Annotated in this window: 15 protein-coding genes; 9 read left to right on the forward strand and 6 right to left on the reverse strand. The window is 74.6% G+C overall.

Annotated elements, in window-relative coordinates:
- The first annotated feature begins 74 nt into the window (after positions 1–74).
- Both CRM73_RS05445 and CRM73_RS05450 read left to right on the forward strand, forming a co-directional pair.
- Positions 75–233 (forward strand): hypothetical protein, encoded by a 159-nt coding sequence (locus CRM73_RS05445; RefSeq protein ID WP_017832526.1) that lies wholly within the window; start codon positions 75–77, stop codon positions 231–233.
- On the forward strand, positions 230–808 hold the full coding sequence (locus CRM73_RS05450; RefSeq protein WP_017832525.1) for an alpha/beta hydrolase: 579 nt from the start codon (positions 230–232) through the stop codon (positions 806–808). The genes CRM73_RS05445 and CRM73_RS05450 overlap by 4 nt, the downstream gene beginning before the upstream one ends.
- Before the next feature lie 78 nt (positions 809–886).
- On the opposite strand, the gene CRM73_RS05455 is transcribed toward CRM73_RS05450, so the two are convergent.
- Positions 887–1801 (reverse strand): metallophosphoesterase, encoded by a 915-nt coding sequence (locus CRM73_RS05455; RefSeq protein WP_017832524.1) that lies wholly within the window; start codon positions 1799–1801, stop codon positions 887–889.
- Positions 1802–1824: 23 nt separating this feature from the next.
- Entirely contained in the window at positions 1825–3981 is a 2157-nt protein-coding gene (locus tag CRM73_RS05460) for a transglycosylase domain-containing protein (RefSeq protein WP_229587073.1), read from the reverse strand.
- A gap of 91 nt (positions 3982–4072) precedes the next feature.
- Between CRM73_RS05460 and CRM73_RS05465 the strand changes: the two genes are divergently transcribed.
- From CRM73_RS05465 to CRM73_RS05475, 3 genes are read left to right on the forward strand one after another with little or no spacing between them, the layout of a single operon-like run.
- Complete coding sequence (locus CRM73_RS05465) at positions 4073–4267, forward strand: hypothetical protein (RefSeq protein WP_031282517.1); 195 nt, start codon at positions 4073–4075, stop codon at positions 4265–4267.
- Between the two features lie 39 nt (positions 4268–4306).
- Entirely contained in the window at positions 4307–4792 is a 486-nt protein-coding gene (locus tag CRM73_RS05470; RefSeq protein WP_109243634.1) for a RidA family protein, read from the forward strand.
- Positions 4776–5696 (forward strand): NUDIX hydrolase, encoded by a 921-nt coding sequence (locus CRM73_RS05475; RefSeq protein ID WP_229587074.1) that lies wholly within the window; start codon positions 4776–4778, stop codon positions 5694–5696. Before CRM73_RS05470 ends, CRM73_RS05475 begins: the two co-directional genes overlap by 17 nt.
- A 78-nt stretch (positions 5697–5774) precedes the next feature.
- Here CRM73_RS05475 and CRM73_RS05480 read toward each other — a convergent pair whose 3' ends face one another.
- On the reverse strand, positions 5775–6452 hold the full coding sequence (locus CRM73_RS05480; protein WP_017832519.1) for a Crp/Fnr family transcriptional regulator: 678 nt from the start codon (positions 6450–6452) through the stop codon (positions 5775–5777).
- 252 nt (positions 6453–6704) lie between these two features.
- On the opposite strand from CRM73_RS05480, the gene CRM73_RS05485 reads away from it, so the two are divergent.
- Positions 6705–7868 (forward strand): MarP family serine protease, encoded by a 1164-nt coding sequence (locus CRM73_RS05485; RefSeq protein ID WP_229587075.1) that lies wholly within the window; start codon positions 6705–6707, stop codon positions 7866–7868.
- 4 nt (positions 7869–7872) lie between these two features.
- On the opposite strand, the gene aroQ is transcribed toward CRM73_RS05485, so the two are convergent.
- Entirely contained in the window at positions 7873–8322 is a 450-nt protein-coding gene (gene aroQ, locus CRM73_RS05490) for a type II 3-dehydroquinate dehydratase (protein WP_229587076.1), read from the reverse strand.
- A 109-nt stretch (positions 8323–8431) separates the two neighbouring features.
- Positions 8432–10381, reverse strand: coding sequence for an acetate--CoA ligase (acs, locus tag CRM73_RS05495; RefSeq protein ID WP_035925083.1), 1950 nt, complete (start codon positions 10379–10381; stop codon positions 8432–8434).
- 174 nt (positions 10382–10555) lie between these two features.
- Here acs and nth point away from each other — a divergent pair, with 174 nt between their 5' ends.
- From nth to CRM73_RS05510, 3 genes are all read left to right on the forward strand, one after another.
- Entirely contained in the window at positions 10556–11431 is an 876-nt protein-coding gene (gene nth, locus CRM73_RS05500; RefSeq protein WP_229587077.1) for an endonuclease III, read from the forward strand.
- 101 nt (positions 11432–11532) lie between these two features.
- The gene (locus CRM73_RS05505) at positions 11533–12222 is read left to right on the forward strand and encodes a CoA pyrophosphatase (protein ID WP_081615713.1); all 690 of its coding nucleotides are present in this window, start codon (positions 11533–11535) and stop codon (positions 12220–12222) included.
- 109 nt (positions 12223–12331) lie between these two features.
- Positions 12332–16039, forward strand: a complete 3708-nt coding sequence (locus CRM73_RS05510; protein WP_229587078.1) for a helix-turn-helix domain-containing protein — start codon at positions 12332–12334, stop codon at positions 16037–16039.
- A gap of 30 nt (positions 16040–16069) precedes the next feature.
- On the opposite strand, the gene CRM73_RS05515 is transcribed toward CRM73_RS05510, so the two are convergent.
- Positions 16070–17642 (reverse strand): bifunctional 3'-5' exonuclease/DNA polymerase (locus tag CRM73_RS05515; protein WP_229587079.1); only part of this gene is annotated, 1573 nt, incomplete at its 5' end.

Below are 17642 nucleotides of genomic sequence, written 5' to 3' on the forward strand. Positions count from 1 at the left end.
GGGCGGCGTCGTTTTGGGGGAAGCTCGGGCCACGGGCCCGCCGGCCCGGGAGCCGACCCCTGGAGGAGATCACCATGGACCCCATCTGCCCGTCCTGCGGCGGGCCCCTGCGCCAGATCCCCGAGGACCAGTGGCCCGAGGGCGGCCCGGTGCCGGAGGGCACGGTCGAGATGTACCTGTGCGACAGGACCAACCACCGGATCATCGTGGCGGTCCCCGAGATCTCCGGGTGAGCGGCCCGGAGCCGGAGGTCCGCCGGGTGGTGGTGGTGCACGGCTACGACGCCGCCCCCGACCAGCACTGGTTCCCGTGGCTGCGCGACCGGCTCGCCGCCGAGGGCGTGCGGACCGAGGTCGTGGAGCTGCCGGAGCCGTCCTTCCCGGAATCCGGGGCGTGGCTGGCCGCCGTGGCACGGGCGGTCGGCGAGCCGGACCCGCACACCCACCTGGTGGGCCACAGCCTGGGCTGCATCACCATCCTGCGCCACCTCGCCGGTCTGCCCCAGCCGTGGACGCTCGGCGGGCTGGTGCTCGTGGCCGGCTTCACGGGACGGCTCGAGGCCGTGCCGCTCCTCGAGGAGTTCCTCGCCGAGGACGTGGACGTCTCCGCCGTGCGCGCCGGCGCCCGGCGTCGTCTGGTGCTGCGCTCGGACAACGACCCGACCGTGCCGGCGGCCGCCACCGAGGCGCTCGCCGCGCGGCTCGACGCCCCCGTGCGGGTGGTGCCGCGGGCGGGACACTTCTGCGGCTCCGACGGCGTCACCCGCCTTCCCGCGGTGCTCGAGGCCCTGGTGCCGCGCGGCGGCTGAAAGCGCCCGCGCGGACGGCCGGCGTGCGGGCGGCCGGCGTGCGGGCGGCCGGCGTGCAGGCGGCCGGGGGAGGCCCGCTCAGTCCGTGAGCGTCAGCAGCACGGCCTCGGGCGGGCAGAACAGCCGGATCGGGGCGAAGCGGGACGTCCCCAGGCCCGCCGACACGTTGACCGGCACCCCGCCCTGGGTGATGAGCCCCTTGCAGCGCTCCGGCTCGAGGTCGCAGTTGCTGACCAGCGCCCGCCCACCGGGCAGGCAGACCTGCCCGCCGTGCGTGTGCCCGGCCAGCACCAGCTGCGCGCCGTCCGCCGCGAACCGGTCCAGGGTCCGCAGGTAGGGGGCGTGGGCCACCCCGAGGCGCAGGTCCGCCGTCGCGGGGTCACCGAAGCCGGGGTGCCGGTCGTAGCCCAGGTGCGGGTCGTCCACCCCGGACAGGTCCAGGGTGAGGCCCGCGACCTCCATCCGGGCGGAGCGGTTGATCAGCGGCGTCCAGCCCGCGGCGTCGAACGCGTCGTGCATGTCCTGGGTGGGCAGCCGGGGCGCCTCGTCCCGGCCCTCCCCGGAGGTGTCCCGCCACAGGTAGCGGAACGGGTTCTTGGGCCGCGGCGCGAAGTAGCAGTTGGACCCCGGGACGTAGGCCCCGGGGAAGCGGAACAGCGGCTCCAGGATCTCCAGCAGCCACGGCAGCGCCCCGGGGTGGGAGAGGTTGTCCCCGGTGTCCACCACGAGGTCCGGCTCCAGCGCCGCGAGCGAGTGCACGAACTCCCGCACAGCGCGCTGGCCGGGCCAGACGTGCAGGTCCGACAGGTGCAGGATCCGCAGCGGCGCGCTGCCCTCGGGCAGCAGCCGGAGCCGTTCCGTGCGCAGCTGGAACCGGCGGCGCTCGACGACGACGCCCCACGCGCCGAGGCCCGCCGCCGCCCCGGCACCGGCCGCCGTCACGGCGGCGGCGGTCCGCAGGGCGGGCGCGACGGCGCCCCGGGGGGTGTGCACGCGATCCACTCCCGCTCCCGGCCTCAGCCGGGCTCCGAGGTGCCGTTGCGGCCCTCGAGCACACGGTCGGAGGGCTCCTCGAACTCGTCCGTGTCGTAGTCCCGGGCCACCTCCTCCATGAACCGCTGCCACTGGCCGCCGGCGTAGGTGGAGCCGTCCACCCAGTCGTCGCCCTCGGTGCGCTCCCCGCCGATCGACAGCCCGTTCAGGGACCGGGAGCCGAACTCGTAGTTGCCGACCCAGGACGCGGTGGCCAGGCCGCGGGTGTAGCCGATCATCCACGTCTGGGTCGAGTTGTCGGTGGTGCCGGTCTTGGCGGCGGAGGCGCCCGGCAGGCCGATCTCCCGCTGCCAGCCGGAGCCGCGGACCAGGGTCTGGTTGAGCGCGAAGTTCACGCCGTCGGCCACGTCCTCGCTGATCACGCGCTCGCAGGACGTCTCGGGGATCTCGTACTCCTTGCCCGTGTAGTCCACGACCCGCTCGAGGGCGCGGGGCTCGCACATCTCGCCGCGGTTGGCGAACGCCGAGTACGCCCGGGCCATGGTCATGGGGGAGATGTCCACGGAGCCGCCCAGCAGGGACGCGAGGACCGTGGTGTCCACGGGCTCGCCGTCCTTGCCGTTGACGATGCCCAGGGACTCGGAGATCTCCCCGATGTCGCACAGGTCGAGGTCCTCGGCCATCGCGTAGATCGCGGTGTTGATCGAGTTGTACAGGCCGAAGTCGGCCTCCATCTCCCGGGTGTAGCCGGACTCGGCGTTCTGGATCTCGAAGCCCTCGCCGTTGTTGCCGGGCTCGATCTTGTACCCGCGCTCCAGGCACGAGGCCTTCCACCGGTGGTCTGCGGGCCACTTGGTCCGGGTCGCGTCGATCTCGTCCTCCGCGCCGTTGCCGGCGTCGATCCACGCGGCGTAGGTCAGCGGCTTGTAGGTCGAGCCGACCTGGAAGCCGCCGGCCCCGCCCATCCACGAGTCCACGTTGAAGTTGTACGTGGTGTTGGAGTCGCCCTCGCCGGTGGAGTAGTAGGTGTTCTGCGCCATCGCCACGATGTCGCCGTTGGTCGGCTCGAGGGAGACGAGCGCGGTGGAGACGTTGTCCGGGTTGTCGTCCCGCGGCTGGGTCTCGTTGACCGACTCCTCGGCCGCGCGCTGGGCCTCGACGTCGAGCGTGGTGGTGATGGTGAGCCCGCCGAGCTGCAGGGTCTTGAGCCGCTCCTCGGGGGTCTCGCCGAACGCCGAGTCCTGGAGGATGGAGTTCTCCACGTAGTCGCAGAAGTAGGGGGCGATCTCGGCGGCCGTGCACCCGGAGTTGGTGGGGTTGGGGTCCACCTCGATGGGCTCGGCGGCCGCGGCCGCGTGCTCCTCCTGGGTGATGGCCCCGGTGGTGAGCATCGTGTCCAGCACGATGTTGCGCCGCTCGGTGGCTGCCTCCGGGTTCGCGGCGGGGTCGTAGTAGTTGGGGGACTGCACCATCCCGGCCAGGACGGCGGACTGGGAGATGCTCAGGTCGGACGCGGGGATGCCCCAGTAGTACTGGGCGGCCGCCTCCACGCCGTAGTTCTGCCCGCCGAAGAGCACCATGTTGAGGTAGCCCTCGAGGATCTCGTCCTTGCTCAGCTCCTGCTCCATGGACAGGGCGAGCTTGATCTCCTTGATCTTGTCCGTGTAGCCCTTGTCGGCGCCGATGGTGGTGGCCTCCTCGCCGGCGCGGACCTGGGAGTCGATGAGCAGGTTGTTCACGTACTGCTGCGTGATGGTCGACGCGCCCTGGCGGGCGTCCGGGCGGATGATGTTGTTGCCCAGGGCGCGCAGGATGCCGCCGAGGTCCACGCCGCCGTGCTCGTAGAAGTCGCGGTCCTCGATCGCGAGGATCGCGGCACTCATGTGCGGGGACATCTCGTCCAGGGACACAGGGGTGCGGTTCTGCGCGTAGAACGTGGCGATCTCGGTCCCGTCCCGCGCCACCACGGTGGAGGCGCGCGACATCGGCCCCGCCTCCATCTGGGCCGGGAGGTCCTTGAACCACCCGATGGAGGCGTTGGCGGCGAGACCGGTGGCGGCTGCGGGGGGGACCAGGAGACCGGCGGCCACGATGCCGGCAACGACGCTCGTGGCGATGAACGCCACGACGTTGCCCAGGGCTGACGGTGCCTGCGTGGCAGGGTTCTTGCGGGAAGCCATTCGGACAGTCTACAAGCGCGAACCTGGCCGCAGCCGGTGTGCGGCCCGTCACGGCGGAGCGCGTCCCCGCGTTCGTGGCTACGCTGGGGCCATGACTACCTGGGAATACGCCACCGTGCCGCTCATGATCCACGCCACCAAGCAGATCCTCGACAACTGGGGCGACGACGGGTGGGAGCTCGTCACCGTGCTCCCCGGCAGCACCCCCGCCGACGTCCCGGCGGGCAACGTGAACGCCCCCGTCCAGACCAACCCCATCGCCTACTTCAAGCGACCCAAGGGCTGACGCCCGGACACCGCAGCCCCACCACACCGGAGGACTTCCATGAGCAACGGCTCCGCCGTCGAATCCCGCATCGCCGAGCTCGGCCTCGAGCTCCCGGCCGTCGCGGCCCCCGTGGCCGCCTACGTGCCCGCCGTGGTCACCGGCTCGTGGGTGCACACCTCGGGCCAGCTGCCCTTCGTGGACGGGCAGCTGCCCGCCACCGGCAAGGTGTCCGCGTCCGGGGCGGCGGGCACCGTCTCCCCCGAGGACGCCCACGAGCTCGCGGCCCGCGCCGCCCTCAACGCCGTGGCCGCGGTCAAGGAGGCCGTCGGGGACCTGGACCGGGTGGTCCGGATCGTGAAGGTCGTCGGCTTCGTGGCCTCCGATCCCGGCTTCACCGGCCAGCCCGGCGTGATCAACGGCGCCTCCGAGCTGCTGGGCCGGATCTTCGGCGACGCCGGGGTGCACGCCCGCTCCGCGGTGGGCGTCGCGGTCCTGCCGCTCGACGCGCCGGTCGAGGTGGAGCTCGTTGCCGAGTTCCGCTGATTCGCAGCCCCCGCGGCAGGGCCGTCCGCCGGCCGTGCGCTGGTTCGAGATCCCGGAGGGCCAGCGCGGGGCCGCGCAGGCCTGGCTCGAGCGGGGTGCCGGCATCCCCGGCAGCGCGCCCTCACCGGCCGCCGCGGTGGTCTTCGTGCGGGACGGCGAGCACGGCGTGGAGACCTACCTCAAGTACCGCCCGGGCAACTCACCGCTCGGCACCGTCGGGTTCCCCGGCGGGACCCTCGAGCCCCACGACGACGAGCCCCTCGACTGGGCCGGGCCCAGCCCCGCGGACTGGGCGCGCAGGCTCGGCGTCGAGGACGACCTCGGCCGGGCGCGGCGCACCGTGGTCGCCGCGGTGCGCAAGGCGTTCGAGGAGGCCGGCGTCCTGCTGGCCGGGTCGGACACGATGAGCACCGTCGAGTCGGTGGAGGGCGCCGAGTGGATGCGCTCCCGGGAGGCGCTCGCCGTGGGGGACGTGTCCCTCGCCCAGGTCCTCGGCCGGCGCCGGCTCGTGCTGCGCTCCGACCTGCTCAAGCCCCTCGCGCACTGGATCACCTCCGACTTCGCCCACCGCCGGTACGACATCCACTACTTCACCGCGGTGGTCCCCGATGGGCAGGCCCCGTCCGTGCTCGAGTCGAAGGGCGTCTGGGGCCGCTGGGTGGACGCCGCGCAGGCCGTGGCCGATCCGGCGGGCAGCTGGCTCGGGGACCTCGTGGGGCAGGAGGACACCGTGGGCCGCACGATCGACGACCTCTCCTCGCCCGGCGTGCAGTGCGTGCTCGAGTCGGTCGCCGAGTGCACCTCGGCGATCGCCTTCCTGGCCAGGAAGCGGGCCGTGGTGGCCCGCAACCCGGTGCTCGAGGTGCACGACGGCCGGCCCGTGCTGCGCCTCGACCTGACCTGAGCCGCCTCCGTGCCCGCACACGCGGACGGCCCGGTCACCCGCGAGGGTGACCGGGCCGTCCCGATGCGGGGGCAGGACTCAGCGGCTGCGCTGCTTGAGCCGCTGCAGGTCGAGGATCACCACGGCGCGCGCCTCGAGCCGGATCCAGCCGCGCTGGACGAACTCGGCCAGCGCCTTGTTCACGGTCTCGCGGGACGCGCCGACGAGCTGGGCCAGCTCCTCCTGGGTGAGCTCGTGCGCCACGAGGATGCCGTCGGTGGCGGGCCGGCCGAACCGGTCGGCCAGGTCCAGCAGCGCCTTCGCCACCCGGCCGGGCACGTCGGAGAAGACCAGGTCGGCGAGGCTCTCGTTGGTGCGCCGCAGCCGGCGGGCCAGGGCCTGCAGCAGCTGCGCGGAGACGTCGGGGGAGCGCTCGATGACCTTCTTGAGGTTCTCGTGCTTGAGCCCGGCCAGGCGCGTCTCGGACACGGCGGTCGCGGACGTGGAGCGCGGGCTCGGGTCGAACAGCGCCATCTCGCCGAACAGCTCGCCCGGGCCCATGATCGCCACGAGGCTCTCGCGGCCGTCCGGGGCGGTGCGGCCGAGCTTGATCTTGCCCGAGATGATGAAGTACAGCTGGTCGCCCGGATCGCCCTCGTGGAACAGCGTGGAGCCGCGCGAGAGGTCGACCTCGGTGAGCTCCTCGGTGAGGGCGGCGAAGGCCTGGTCGTCCAGGGACGCGAACAGGGGAGCGCGGCGGAGGACGTCGATATCCATGGTTCTCCTCAAGATGTGCCGCCGGGCCGTTGCCCGTGGCGGCCGATGTCAGCGGGAGTCGCCCGCACCGGTGTGTGAGCGACCTAACGTACCTGACGTTCACTGTAGTGTCTCCGGCCCGCGAATCCCAAGGACGGGCGCGGCGGGCCAGGGCGGGGCGGCAGGCCCGCTCCACGGATCTCCCAGCCGCGCTCCCTATGCTGGTGGCTCGCTCCCCGGCTCCCGGCCCCGAAGAACTCGCAGAGGAACCCGATGTCTCCGTCCTTCAACCTGCTCGACGTCCTCCTGGCCGTCGTGCTCCTGGGCTACCTCTTCTACGGGTTCAGCCGCGGCTTCTTCAACTCCCTGTTCTCCCTGGCCGGGCTCGTGTTCGGCGGGGTGGCGGCGTTCTCGGCCGCCCCGTGGGTGAGCGCGCAGGTGGACCCGCAGTACCGCGTGGGCGCCGTGCTCGCCACGGTGCTGGTCCTGCTGGTGGCGGGGCAGATGCTGGGCGGGCTGGTGGGCCGCGCCCTGTCCGCCGTGACCGAGCGCATGCGCCTGGGCGCGCTCAACCGGATCGCGGGGGCGGCCCTCGACGTGGCCGTCGCCGCGCTCGTGCTCTCGCTGCTCGCCTCGCTCGTCGGCCAGCTGGGCATCCCGGCCGTGTCCCAGCAGGTGGCGTCCTCGACCGTGCTGCGCACGATCGACGAGCACACCCCGGGACCGGTGCGCGCCGCGGTGACCGAGGCCCGGGACGCCGTGGGCGGGGCCACCGGCATCCGTCAGCTCGACGAGCTGCTCTTCCCCGCCGAGGAGGCCCCCGACGAGAGCACGAGCACGCCCGCGCTGCAGGCGGCCGGGGAGTCCGTGGTGCAGGTCTACGGCATGGCGGTGGAGTGCCGCCAGAACCAGACCGGCTCGGGCTTCGTGACCGACGCCGGGCAGGTGGTGACCAACGCGCACGTGGTGGCCGGGGTGGACGAGCCGGTGGTGCAGACCCGGGACGGGCAGGTGCACGCCGCCGCCGTCGTCCACTACGACCCGGGCTCCGACCTCGCCGTCCTCTCCGCGCCGTCCCTGCCGCTGGCCGCGCTGCCGCTCGGGGCGGACCCCGCGGCCGGGGACTCGGTCGCCTTCATGGGCTACCCCCTGGGCGGGCCGTTCGCCGCCGGGCCCGCCACCGTGCAGGGCACCGCGCTCGCGCCCGTGGAGGGGACCGGTGGGACGATGGAGATCATCCAGCTGGCCGGTCAGGTGCAGCAGGGCAACTCCGGCGGCCCGCTCGTGGCGCAGGACGGCTCCGTCGTCGGCGTCGTCTTCGCCAAGGCCCTCGAGGGGCAGGTCGGCTACGCCCTCACCCTGGACGAGCTGCGCGGGGCGCTGGGCGCCGCCGCGGGCGCCACCCAGGCCGTGGACTCCGGCTCCTGCGCCGCCTGAGCGGCTACCGCTCCAGGGTCCGCAGCAGGTGCTCGACCGCCATCTCGTAGCCGAAGGCCCCCGCCCCGGCGATCACCACGTCCGCCTGCAGGGACACGTAGGACGTGTGCCGGAACGCCTCGCGCCGGTGCACGTTGGACAGGTGCACCTCCACCACGGGCAGCTCCGCCGCCTCGAGCGCGTCGTGGATCGCGATCGAGTAGTGCGTGAAGGCCGCGGGGTTGATCACGATCGCCGCGCCCTCCGTGCGGGCCTCCTGGATCCGGTCCACCAGGACGCCCTCGTGGTTGGACTGGTGGAACTCGACGTCCCACCCGCCCGCGGCGGCCCGGGCGCGCACGGCCTCCTCGATGTCCGCGAGCGTCGTGGTGCCGTACACCTCCGGGCGCCGGACGCCGAGCAGGTTGAGGTTGGGGCCGTTGAGGACGTAGATCGGTCTGCGCGTGCTGGTCATGCCCGCATCCTCTCACTCCGGCGCCCGCCGGTCCGGGCGCGGCCCCCGGACGCCGCAGCGCCCCCTCGCACGGCAGGGGCGAGGGGGCGCTGCGGAGCTGGGGCGCGGACTACTTGGCGAGCGAGTCCACGATCTGCTGCATCACGGTCTGGTCCGCGAGGGTCGAGACGTCGCCGACCTCCCGGTCCTCCGCCACGTCCTTGAGCAGCCGGCGCATGATCTTCCCGGACCGGGTCTTGGGCAGCTCGGGGACGATGAGCACCTTCTTGGGCTTGGCGATCGGGGAGATCTCCTTGCCCACGTGGGCCCGCATCTCCTCGGCCAGCTCGGTCTTGTCCCGGCCCTCGGCGTCGGCCTGGTCGGAGAGGATGACGAATGCGATCACGGCCTGGCCGGTGGTCTCGTCCGTGGCGCCCACCACCGCGGCCTCGGCCACGGACGGGTGGGACACGAGCGCGGACTCGATCTCCGGGGTGGACAGGCGGTGGCCGGAGACGTTCATGACGTCGTCGACGCGCCCGAGGATCCACACGTCCCCGTCGGCGTCGCGCTTGGCGCCGTCGCCGGCGAAGTACATCTCGCCGAACCGGGACCAGTACGTGTCCACGTAGCGGTCGTCGTCGCCCCAGATGGTCCGCAGCATCGCGGGCCACGGCTCGCGCAGCACCAGGAAGCCCGAGGTCTCGTTGGGCACGGACTGCCCGGTGTCGTCCACGACGTCGACCTTGATGCCGGGGATCGGCACCTGCGCGGAGCCCGGCTTGGCGGTCGTCACGCCCGGCAGCTGGGAGATCATGATGGCGCCGGTCTCGGTCTGCCACCAGGTGTCGACGATCGGGCAGCGGCCGCCGCCGATGACCCGGTGGAACCAGGTCCACGCCTCGGGGTTGATGGCCTCGCCCACGGTGCCGAGCACCCGCAGGGACGAGAGGTCGTACTCCGCCGGGATCTCCTCGCCCCACTTCATCATGGTGCGGATCGCGGTGGGGGAGGTGTACATGATCGTCACACCGTACTTCTGCACGATCTCCCAGAACCGGCCGCGGTGCGGGGAGTCCGGGGTGCCCTCGTAGATCACCTGGGTGGAGCCGTTGACGAGGGGGGCGTAGGCGACGTAGGAGTGGCCGGTGACCCACCCGACGTCGGCGGTGCACCAGTAGACGTCCGTCTCCGGCTTGAGGTCGAAGACGTTCTTGTGGGTGAAGGCACCCTGGGTGAGGTAGCCGCCCGTGGTGTGCATGATGCCCTTGGGCTTGCCGGTGGTCCCGGAGGTGTAGAGGATGAACAGCGGGTCCTCGGCGCCCTGCTCGGACGGGGTGTGCTCCGGGGAGGCGGCCTCGACGGCGTCGTGCCACCACACGTCCCGGCCCTCGGTCATCTCGATGTCGGCCTCGTTGCGGCGGACCACGAGGACGTGCTCCACGGTGGCGCCGCCGCGGGAGAGGGCGTCGTCGACGGCCGGCTTGAGCATGGAGGGCTTGCCGCGGCGGAAGGTCCCGTCCGCGGTGACCACGAGCTTCGCCTCGCCGTCCTCGACGCGCGAGCGCAGCGCGTCGGCGGAGAACCCGCCGAAGACCACGGAGTGGATCGCGCCGATGCGGGCGCAGGCCAGCATCGCGATGACCGCCTCGGCGATCATCGGCAGGTAGAGGGCCACGCGGTCGCCCTTGGTCACGCCGAGGCTCTCCATGGCGTTGGCGGCCTTCGACACCTCGTCCTTGAGCTGGGCGTAGGTGTAGCTGCGGCTGTCGCCGGGCTCACCCTCGAAGTGGATGGCGACCCGGTCCCCGTTGCCGGCCTCCACGTGGCGGTCCACGGCGTTGTAGCACGCGTTGAGGGTGCCGTCCTGGAACCACTTGGCGAACGGGGGGTTCGACCAGTCGAGGACCTCGGTGAACTCCTTGTTCCAGGTCAGCAGCTCCCGTGCCTGGCGGCCCCAGAAGTCGACGCCCTCCTCCTCCGCCTGGCGGTAGAGCTCGGCGGTGGCATTGGCCTGGGCCGCGAACTCCGGGCTCGGGGCGAAGGTCCTGCCCTCGGCGGACGTGGTCTCTGAAGCCATGTGGTCTTCCCTTCTCGTCGCACACCGCGCACGGACCCCCGGCGGCACCGGACGTCCGTGTCACAGCTCACATAGTGTCGTTTTCACCCTAGACGATCGGTGCACCCGGTTCCACAGGGGCCACGCCGCACCGAGTCACGGAACCCCTCCGGGCGCGCCGCCTAGAATCGGGGCATGGTCCCGACTGCCGTGCCCCGCCCGCCCGCCCACCTGCGCGTCGTGGACCCCGCGAAGGCGCGCGCCGGCGCCGCACGGCGCCGCCGGACGGGCTCCCCCGAGTCCCCGCTGGCGCTCAAGCGGCGGGCCCGCCGGATCAACGCGGTGCTCGCGGAGGCCTACCCGTACGCGGTCGCCGAGCTGGACTTCCGCTCCCCGTACGAGCTGCTCGTGGCCACGGTGCTCTCCGCCCAGACCACCGACGTGCGCGTGAACGCGACCACGCCGCGGCTCTTCGCCGCCTGTCCCACGCCGCGGGCGCTCGCCGAGGCGGACGAGGCCGAGATCCAGGAGATCATCCGCCCGCTCGGCTTCTACCGGGCCAAGACCCGGGCCATCCGGACCCTGGCCCAGAAGATCGTGGACGACCACGACGGCGAGGTGCCCGGGCGGCTGGAGGACCTCGTCACCCTGCCCGGCGTGGGCCGCAAGACCGCCAACGTGGTGCTCGGCAACGCCTTCGGGATCCCCGGGATCACCGTGGACACCCACTTCGGCCGGCTCGCCCGCCGCTTCGGCTGGACCGCGGAGGAGGACCCGGTCAAGGTCGAGCGGGACGTCGCCGCCCTGTTCGCGCCCCGCGACTGGACCGACCTGTCCCAGCGGCTCGTCTACCACGGGCGGCGCATCTGCCACTCCCGGCGGCCCGCGTGCGGGGTGTGCCCCGTCGCGGACCTGTGCCCGTCCTACGGCGAGGGCCCCACGGACACCGCCCAGGCGGCGGCCCTGCTCAAGTACGAGTTCGCCCCGGGCCGGGAGGAGCTGCTGGAGCTGTTCCTCGCCGGGCGCAGCCGGGCCCAGCTGCAGGCCGACGGCTGGTCCCTGAGCTCGTGAGCGGCACCGACCACCGACGACGCGACCACCGAGGAGGACGGCCCGTGGGCGACGCCTACCAGGACCTGCTGCGCGTGGCCCGCAGCGGCCGGCAGCTGCGGATGGAGGACCGCGAGCCGTGGCGGATCGGGCAGATCGACGAGAACTACCGCCGCTCGGCCGTGCTCATCCTCTTCGGCGCGCTCGACGACCTGCCCTCGCGCGCCGCCGAGCACGCGGAGGGCGTGGGCCGGGACCTCGACGTCCTCCTGGTCCAGCGGGCCGCGACGCTGCGCTCCCACCCCGGCCAGGTCGCCTTCCCGGGCGGGCGCCTGGACCCCGAGGACGGGGACCTGCACGAGGTGCTGTCCGTGCCCGGCGGCGAGGTCAGCGCCGCCCACGTGCGCGCGGCCGTCCGCGAGGCAGAGGAGGAGACCGGGCTGGACCCGCACGGGGTGGAGGTGCTCGGCGCCCTGGCCCCGGTGCCCCTGCCGGTCTCCAACCACCTCGTCACCCCGGTGCTGGGCTGGTGGCGGGACGTCTCGCCGGTGGACGTCGTGGACCACGCCGAGTCCTCCCTCGTGTTCCGCGTCCCCGTGCTGGATCTCATCGACCCGGCCAACCGGCACTCCGCGACCGTCACGCGCGGCCGGCAGACCTACCGCTCGCCCGCCTTCACGGTCCCCGTGCCCGGCACCGCGTCCACCGTGACCGTCTGGGGGTTCACCGGAGTGCTCCTGGACCGGGTGCTCACGGCGCTGGGCTGGGCCGTGCCCTGGGACACCGGCCGGGACCTGCCCGCACCGCTGTAGCACGCCCGGGGGCATGACGCCGCCCCGGGCGCAACATTGCCGGCGCCGCGGCAAGCGGACTTACCATTCCAGGGTCCCCCGTGCCCACGACCCCCCGAGGAGGCTCCCGGTGGCCTCGCCCCCGCCCGGCCCCGAGCGGCCCCGGCTCGCCGAGCAGCTCAGCGCCGCGCGCCGCCGCCGCGGCCTGTCGGTCCGGGCGCTCGCGGCCTCCTGCCGGCTGCCGGCCAGCACCATCCAGGGCTGGCTCAGCGGGGCGCACCTGCCCGGCCCGGCCCTGCGCGAGGAGTTCACGGCCCTGCTGGACGCCCTCGGGCTCACGGACGAGCGCCCCGCGGAGCTGTGGTGGGAGGACGTCAACCGTTCCCGCACCCCGGTCAGGCCGGACTCCACCCCGTACGTGGGCCTGCGCTCCTACCGCCCCGAGGACGAGACGCACTTCTTCGGCCGGACCGCCGAGGTCGCCGTGCTCGGCGAGCGGGTGGTGCGGCTGGCGGACGCCGGCGGGCCCCGCATCCTGGCCGTGGTGGGAGCCTCCGGCGCGGGCAAGTCCTCGCTGCTGGGCGCCGGGCTCCTCGGCCGGCTGCGGGCCGAGGGCGGGCCCCTGCACGGGTGGAGCGCCGTGGCCACGACCCCGGGCCTCGACCCGGTGCGCCGGCTCGAGGACGCCGTCGCGGCGGCTCCGGACCTGCTCGTCGTCGACCAGCTGGAGGAGCTCTGGACGGGCGCCCGGGAGGCCGAGGAGCCCGGGCGGTTCCTGGACCGGCTCGCCGCGGCGAGCCGGGACCGGGTGGTCGTGGTCGGCCTGCGGGCGGACTTCTTCGGCACCGCGAGTCGGCACGCCGAGCTGCGCACCGCCCTGGAGCGCCCGGTGCTGCTGGGCGCGCTGACCCGCGAGCAGCTGGAACGGATCGTGGTGGGCCCCGCCGAGGCCGTCGGCGCCCGCGTCTCCCCGGACCTGGTCGGGGTGATCCTGCGGGACGTCGCCCCCCGCGGCACGGAGGCCGGCGTGGGCCTGCTGCCGATGCTCTCCCAGGCGATGCTCGGCACCTGGGAGCACGCCCGCACCCGCGAGCTGACGGTGGCCGACTACCACGCGGCGGGCGGCATCACGGAGGCCGTGGAGCGGCGGGCCGAGGAGGTGCACGCCCGGCTGGGCCCGCGCGAGCGGGAGGTGGCCCGCGCGGTGTTCCTGCGGCTCGTGCGCGTGGTCGGCACCGGGACCTCCGCCACGGTCGTGCGCACCCCGGTGCTCCGGGAGGAGCTGCCGGAGGGCGGGGCGGCCGTGGTCGAGGAGTTCGCCCGCGCCCGGCTGCTGACCATCGACCGGGACGAGATCCAGCTCAGCCACGAGGCCCTGCTGGACCACTGGTCCCGGCTCAGCCGCTGGATCGAGGACAGCCGCCGCGACCTCTACGTCCGCCAGCAGCTGCAGCGGGCCACCCAGATGTGGCTCGCCAACGACCGCGACCCCCTCGCCCTGATCCCGCTGGGCCAGCTCGCCTCCTTCCGGGACTGGACCGGGGACCCGCGCCAGCAGGCGCTCCTGAGCCCGGCCGAGCGCGAGTACCTGGCGGAGAGCGAGCGCCACTACGAGGACGCCCTGGAGCGGCAGAAGCGCAGCGCCCGGGAGATCGAGCGGCGCGGCCACGTGGCCCTCGTCCTGCTCGCCCTGGCCGTCTGCGCGGCCGTGGTGGCCGGGGCGCTGGGCGTCCGCGCGGAGCGCTTCCAGACCGTCGCGGAGACCGCCCGCGACGAGGCGCTCTCCCGCCAGACCGCGCTGGAGGCCTCCCGGATCCGGGGCGAGTCGCCCAACCTCGCCTCGCAGCTGAGCCTCGCGGCCTACCGGATGGCCCCCACCCGGGAGGGCACCTCGGCCCTGATCGACGCCACCGCGGTGAACGCCCCGGAGCGGTGGCTCGGCCCGGACGGCGCGTCCCGGCTCGCGGCGCTGGACGACGGCTCCGTCGTCGCGCGCGCCGCCGGGGACGGCCTGCTGTCCGTGTGGCGGGACAGCGACCGGCTCGCCGAGAACCGGGAGGACCTCGCCGTGGTCGACGGCGCCCCCGGACTGAGCGACGTGGACCTCCTGGCGGTGGACGGGCGGGTGCTCGCGGCGGTGGGCGGGCTCGGGCACGTGAGCCTGTGGGACGTCACCGGGGCGCCGGCCCGGCGGCTGGCCGGGCTCGACGTGGGGGCGGGGACACCGGTCAACGCGGTCGTCCTCTCGCCCGACGGACGGCAGCTGCTGGCCGGGGGGCGGGGCGAGGTGCTGCGCTGGTCGATCGAGGACCCCGGGGCCCCCGCGCCGCTGCCGGCCCTGGCGCTGGGGGAGGACGCAGACGTCCTGGCCCTGGCGGCCGCCCCCGACGGAACGGTCTACGCGGGCGGGACGTCCGGGGAGATCACCCGGTACGCCACCGACGGCGCCCGCGCGCAGCGCCTCGACCCGGTCCCGACCGGGCGGGTCGTCCGGGCCCTGGACCTCGCCGACGACGGCGCGCGCCTCGCCGCCGGGCTGAGCGCCCGCGAGCTGCGCCTCTACGACGTCGAGGGGGAGCGGGTCTCCCGCTCCGGGACGCTCACGGACTTCGGCAGCTGGATCAGCGACGTCTCCTTCACCCCGGACGGCGAGGCCGTCGTGGCCGCCAGCTTCGACCAGAACGCCTACGTGCACCGGCTCTCCGACCTCGCCCGCATCGACTCCCTCCCCACCGCCGCCCGGGTCACCAGCGCGCTGCGCGTGGGCGAGCGGGTGCTCACCACCTCCCAGGACGGCACCACCCGCGCGTGGGACCGGCGCGGGCCCGTCATCCACCGGCAGGGCGAGCCCGTGTACCAGCTCTCCGTGGACCGGCAGCACACCGTGCTGAGCGCCGTCGGCGTCGGCCCCGACGTCGTGTCCCTCTTCGACCTCTCGGGCGAGGACCCCCGGCCGCTGCCGCCCCCGGAGGCCCCGCCCGGGGAGACCCTCTGGTACGCGGGGGCCGTGGCCCCCGACGCGTCGCTCATCGCGGGGGGCACCGAGGACGGGGACGTCCTCGTGTGGCCCCTGGACGGGGGCCGCCCGGAGGAGCCGGAGCGCGCCGCGGCCATCGAGGCGGGCATCACGGGCGCCGACGTCACGACGGACGCCGGCACGATCGCGGCGTGGTCCGAGGTGGGCTCCGAGATCGCCCTCCTGCGCCGCGGCCCCGAGGCGCCGCTCCGGCGGGTGGCCACGATCCCCGTCCCCGGCTCGGAGGCCGCCCGGTTCGACGCGGACGGCACCCTGTTCGCCGCGGCGGACGACACCAACGGCGTGGAGCTGTGGGACGTGTCCGACCCCGCCGCCCCGCGGCGGGCCGCGGGGCTGGCCCTCGACTCCGTGGCCACCTCGATCGCGTTCTCCCCGGTGGCCGACCTCCTGGCCGTGGGCACGGAGGCGGGCCGGGTGCGGCTCTGGGACGTCGCGGACCCGTCCGACCCCCACCCCGTGGGCGAGACCTCGGACGCCCTGTCCTCCGTCAAGGGCCTGCAGTTCTCCGCGGACGGCACCCTGCTGGCCGGGGCCTCCGGCGACAAGTTCGTGTGGATGTGGACCGTGGGCGCCGCGGACCTCGACGTCTACGCGGCCCTGTCCGCCTCCGGCGACCGGATGAACGACGTGCGGTTCGTGGGGGACCGGCTGGTCGCCACCGGCGACGACGGCGTGGTGCGCAGCTGGCTGGTCCGGGCCGAGGACGCGGTCGAGGCGGTCTGCGCCAACCGGGGCGACCCGATCACGGAGGACGAGTGGCGCCGGCACGTGACCGGCGCCCCCTACCGGGACCTGTGCTGAGGCCCCTGCTGTGACCCGGGCCGGGGCGGCCTACTTGGCGTCCGCGTAGGACTCCACCACGGCCACGCTGACGGGGAACTCCACCGGGATGCGCCCGAACACCAGCCGGGCCGCCCGCTCCGCGCACTCGCGGACCAGCCCGGCGGCCCGCTCGGCGTCCTCCCGCGCGCAGTGCAGCACGACCTCGTCGTGCAGGAAGAACACGAGCTCGGCGTCGACCGCCTCCCGCGCCAGCGCCGAGCGGATGGCGCCCATCCAGCACACGGCCCACTCGGCGGCCGTGCCCTGGACCACGAAGTTGCGGGTGAACCGGCCCTGCCCTCGGGCCATCGCCCCGGCGCGCCGCTCGGCCTCCTCGGTGGCGGTGTCCCGCTGCGCCGCGTCCCACGCCGGGCCCGGCAGCGGGGACCAGCGGCCCAGGTGCGTGCGGACCTGTCCGCCCGTCTCACCCACCCGGGCGGCCTGCTCCACGTAGTCCACGGCGCGGGGGAACATCCGCGCCAGGTGCGGCATGAGCCGGCCCGACTGGCCCGTGGTGGCCCCGTACATCGCGCCCAGCATGGCCACCTTCGCCTGGGGGCGCTCGGTCAGCTCCGAGCCCCGCTCCTCGCCGAGGTCGGCGATGGCCTGGTAGAGGTCCCTGCCGCGGGACGCGGCGGCCAGGGCGTCGTCGTGGGCCAGCGCCGCCAGCACGCGCGGCTCGAGCTGGGCCGCGTCCGCCACCACGAGCACGCGCCCGGGATCCGCCCGCACGGCGTCCCGCACCACGTGCGGGATCTGCAGGGCGCCCCCGCCGCGGGCCGACCAGCGGCCGGTGACCACCCCGCCCACCACGTACTCCGGGCGGAAGCGGCCGTCCCGCACCCACGTGGCCAGCCAGTGCCACCCGTTGGCGCTGAGCAGCCGCGCCTGCTTCTTGTGCTCCAGGACGGGCTCGATCAGGGCCTGGCGCCGGGCCGCCAGGCCGGGCACGGCCCGCGCCCACTCGACGAGCTCCCACTGCCGGGTGCTCGTCACGTCGATCCCCGCCGCCCGCATCGCCTTGAGCAGCTCCTGCGGGGAGTCCGGGTTCAGCCCCGGCGCGTGCAGCGTCTCCCGCAGCCGGGCCACGGTCTCCTCCATCCGCGGGGGGCGCTCCCCGGGCGCCGGCTCGGGGCCCAGGGCGTCCTCCAGCAGGGCCCGGTGGACGTCCTCCCGCCAGGGCACCCCGGCGTGCTGCATCTCCGCGGCGATCAGCGCGCCCTGGGACTCCGCGGCCAGCAGCAGGGTCAGACGGCGGGCGTCCACCGCGCCGGCCACCGCGGCGAGCTGTGCCCGCAGCTCGGCGACCAGCACGGCCGCGTCGGGACCCGTGGCGCGGGGGAGGTCGAACAGGCTCGACTGGTCCTCGGCGGGGGAGGGCGGCGGGAGCAGCCCGGGCGCCTCGTCGGCGGGCAGCGGTGGCAGCACCGGTTCGTAGGGCAGCGGGCCGTCGGCGCCGGACCCGTGGGCGGTGGCGGCCGTGGCCAGGATCGCCTGGCACAGCCGCAGGTCGTGGCAGCGCTCCACCCGGACGCCGGCGGTCAGCAGCTGCGGGTAGACGGCGCCCGTGCGCTCCCAGGTC

The organism is Kocuria sp. CCUG 69068 (assembly GCF_020833785.1).
Classification (GTDB): Bacteria; Actinomycetota; Actinomycetes; order Actinomycetales; family Micrococcaceae; genus Kocuria; species Kocuria rosea.